Annotated in this window: 3 protein-coding genes; 1 reads left to right on the top strand and 2 read right to left on the bottom strand. The window is 68.8% G+C overall.

The genetic code is table 11. The annotated features are described in order from the left end of the window. Positions 1-52: 52 nt before the first annotated feature. Positions 53-778: an SDR family NAD(P)-dependent oxidoreductase gene (locus E1182_RS29855; RefSeq protein WP_132271062.1), complete on the top strand. Its 726-nt coding sequence runs from the start codon at positions 53-55 to the stop codon at positions 776-778. Positions 779-1,277: 499 nt separating this feature from the next. Here the strand turns inward: E1182_RS29855 and E1182_RS29850 are convergent, their stop codons facing one another. Both E1182_RS29850 and E1182_RS29845 read right to left on the bottom strand, forming a co-directional pair. After that, positions 1,278-2,465 carry an endo-1,4-beta-xylanase gene (locus tag E1182_RS29850; RefSeq protein ID WP_132271060.1) on the bottom strand — a complete coding sequence of 396 codons (1,188 nt, stop codon included), beginning with the start codon at positions 2,463-2,465 and terminating at the stop codon, positions 1,278-1,280. 330 nt (positions 2,466-2,795) lie between these two features. Then, the gene (locus E1182_RS29845; RefSeq protein WP_243706497.1) at positions 2,796-3,212 is read right to left on the bottom strand and encodes an SUMF1/EgtB/PvdO family nonheme iron enzyme; all 417 of its coding nucleotides are present in this window, start codon (positions 3,210-3,212) and stop codon (positions 2,796-2,798) included. Positions 3,213-3,409 lie beyond the last annotated feature (197 nt).

Raw genomic sequence — 3,409 nt, 5'->3', positions numbered from 1 at the left:
CGCCCGCCCGGTAGGGTCGACACCGCCCGCCAGAGCAGGAAAGAGGGGCCCGTTGCCGGTCACCATCGTCACCGGCGGCAGCCGCGGCATCGGCGCCGCCACCGCCCGCCGCCTCGCCGCCGACGGCCACGACATCGCCATCGGCTACCACCACGACCACGACGCCGCCCGACACGTCGTGGCCGACATCCGCGCCCTCGGCCGCCACACCGTCGCCGTACCCGCCGACACCACCGACCCCGACCAGGTCAACCGACTCTTCGACACCGCCGAAAACCTCGGCCCCCTCACCGGCCTGGTCAACAACGCCGGCGTCACCAGCCCCATCGGACCCTTCACCGACCTACGCCTCGACGACCTGCGCCACGTCATCGACGTCAACCTCGTCGGCTACATCCTCTGCGCCCAACAGGCCGCCCGCCGCCTCACCCACGGCGGTGCCATCGTCAACATCTCCTCGGCCGCCGCCACCCTCGGCAGCCCCGGCGAATACATCCACTACGCCGCCGTCAAAGCCGCCACCGACACCCTCACCACCGGCCTGGCCAAGGAACTCGCCCCACACGGCATCCGCGTCAACGCCGTCGCGCCCGGAGTCATCCGCACCGACATCCACGCGCTCTCCGGCATGCCCGACCGCCCCGACCGCGCCGCCGGTCGCATCCCCATGGGCCGCGCCGGAGAACCCGACGAAATCGCCGCCGCCGTCGCCTGGCTACTCAGCCCCGACGCCTCGTACACCACCGGAGCCGTCGTACGCGTCGCCGGCGGCCTGTGAACCCACCGGGGATCACCACGGGCCCCCGGGTAGGACACCGCAGCTTTGGCAGACTCCTCGCGAGCGCCGATCCCCGTCGCCGCAGACCAGGCACGTCCGGCCCGGCCGACCCCTGCGACGCACGCATCGAACACCCGACCCCCACCACGACGGGCAGCGGATACGCCGGATGCTTCCGCGAATCGGGGCAGCAGGCGATGGCGCGGCCACCCCACGAGTCCCACGAACGCAGGGTCTGCCGGAACGCGCCGGCCCTCACGCTTCTGCAGCCTCCGATAGGCGACACACGATGTGGCCGGCGGGGACCTCGTCACGAACCCGGCGAGCGGTCGCGGGCAAACTGGTCATCCCAGAATGATCACAGCGCGCCGTTGCCGAAACGGTGGGGGAGACCGACCGGTCCTTCCGCACGAACCCGGACCACCCTCGCCGACAGCCAACAACCGGACGGGTCCGGCGACGCCACGACCGACCGCGCGCCCCCGGACCCACCCGAACCCTAACGACGCGGCCGATGCAGCGCCCGAGGCAGAACGTACGGCGGGCCGGCGAACACCAGATCGGACTTGACCTCGTGGTACGCCCGCTTCGGCCGGTACTGCTCGTCGTACAACGAAGCCATGCCCTCGTCGGGGAAGGTGCCCGGCACCCACGAGTGCCGGTCGGTGAAACCCCACACCGTGTACGACAAGCAGTGCCGATCAGCCAGACACGCCTTCATCAGCACACTGTAATTCGCCGCGGACGCCTGCAACCGCGGGTTGATCTCCTCGGGGTCACCCGCCTGCACCCGATCGGTGAGCCGGCTGCGCACATCCACCTCCGTCAACGCGGTCGCCAGACCCAACGCCGAGAACCGCTTCAACGCCGAAGCCACCTGGAACGTGTCGAAGTTGCCGTACTGCGTGCCCAGATGACCCTGGCTGCCGACACCGTCGATCGGCACACCCTCGGCCAACAGCCGCTTCACCATGTCGTACACGAACTGGGTCTTGTCGTTGGCCGGATCACCCGACCCGAAGGCCTCGATGTTGTAGTCGTTGTAGAACAGCAACGCCTTCGGATCCGCCGCCCGCGCCCAACGGAACGCGTCGGCGATGTAGCCCGGCCCCAGGTGCTGCGCCCAGAACCCCTTGTAGTGCAACGTAGGCGGAGTGTTCCAGGGATCGCTGACCGCCTCGTTGACCACGTCCCACTGCCAGATCCGCCCCCGATACCGGCTGACCACGGTCGTGATGTGCTGACGCAGCAGCTCGCGTAGCTCGGCCCGGCTGATCGAACCGTCGGCCACCCCACTGGTCAGCCAACCCGGCAACTGGTTGTGCCAGACCAGCACGTGCCCGCGTACCCGCTGATTGTTACGCCGGGCGAAGTCCATCAACGCGTCGGCCGGTGCCCAGTTGTAGTTGCCCCGGGTCGGCTCCAGGCTCTCCCACTTCATGACGTTCTCGGCGGTCACCGACGAGAACTCCGACGCGGCGAGCTGACGGTACTGCGGATCGTTCGGGTCGGCGAGGGCGTCCATGCTCACCGCGGTGCCCACATACAGGCCGTGGCGTTGCCCGAGCGCGCCCAAGGTCTGCGCGGCCGGATCGTACGGGCGGCTGGCCGTGGCCGGCAGGGTGTTGAGCACCCCTGCGGTCGCGACAGCGACCGCAGCGACGGCTGTCCACCGTCTCCACTTCATCTGCAGTCCTTCCGGTGTGGACCACCGCCGGCGCCGGGGGAGGTAGGACCCCCACAGAGCCGGCGGTGGTGCCGTGCGCGGGAAGCTCGGGGGCGTGCGGCCGCGAGCGCCACCGATAGTTACGGATCGATTTCCGCAACTAGAGCGAAACGTTAGGAGCGTCCGACCGGCTGGTCAACCACGAAGATTTCCGGAAGTTGCGCGAACCTGCTGACCACCGGCGCAGCTGTGCCCCGGAAGTTTCGAAGCAGGCCGACCTCGCCGACGAGCCGCCGCAGATCAGCTGCGCCGGTGGTCAGCGGGTCAGGATCGAACCAGTGACGGGTGTGATCAGGTGTATTCGAACGCTATCCGGCGCGCTCGCGGCGGTTCGATAATGTATATTATGTCAAGTAGTGGCCCGACGGGCCTCCCCCCATCGGTCGGTAGCCGGTACCCGCCGGTCGCGTCGCACTCGACGCCATCGCCGTCGAGGCGATACACAGGCGGCAGGCCCTGCTGACGGGACAGGCTGTTGCAGAACCGGACCGCGTCCCGCCACGACACGCTCTCCACGGGCAGCCGGTCGCCCCGGGCGGCACTCGGTCGCCGCCCGGTGACCCGGGCGTAGAGCGCCTGGGTCACCGGAACCGCCGCGAGCTGGTACGGCGCCAGGTCGACCGACCAGTGGGACCGCGTCCGTTGGTCCGACACGGTCACCCTGCCCGCTGCAATGGCGATCATGTCGAGTGTCCGGTCGTCCCCCATGGACAAGAGAGCCTACCGACGGCCCGGCTGGCCCTGTTCCCCCCGGGAATCCGCCATTGCCTGCCATCACCCGCGCAGCCGCGAAGTCCGGTCCACCCCCTGCTCGACCGACGACAAAGCGAAAATCATGCATAATATCCCTTATGCATGACAAATGGGATGAGTCAGTAGGACACCTGATCGAGGAGTTCCTGACC

Source organism: Micromonospora sp. KC721 (genome assembly GCF_004348355.1).
Taxonomy (GTDB): domain Bacteria; phylum Actinomycetota; class Actinomycetes; order Mycobacteriales; family Micromonosporaceae; genus Micromonospora.
This window is presented reverse-complemented; position numbering and strand designations above follow the sequence as displayed.

Excerpts from the sequence above, each read along its gene's own strand:
- E1182_RS29850 (WP_132271060.1), bottom strand. The coding sequence starts at position 2,465 with ATGAAGTGGAGACGGTGGACAGCCGTCGCTGCGGTCGCTGTCGCGACC.
- E1182_RS29845 (WP_243706497.1), bottom strand. The coding sequence starts at position 3,212 with ATGGGGGACGACCGGACACTCGACATGATCGCCATTGCAGCGGGCAGG.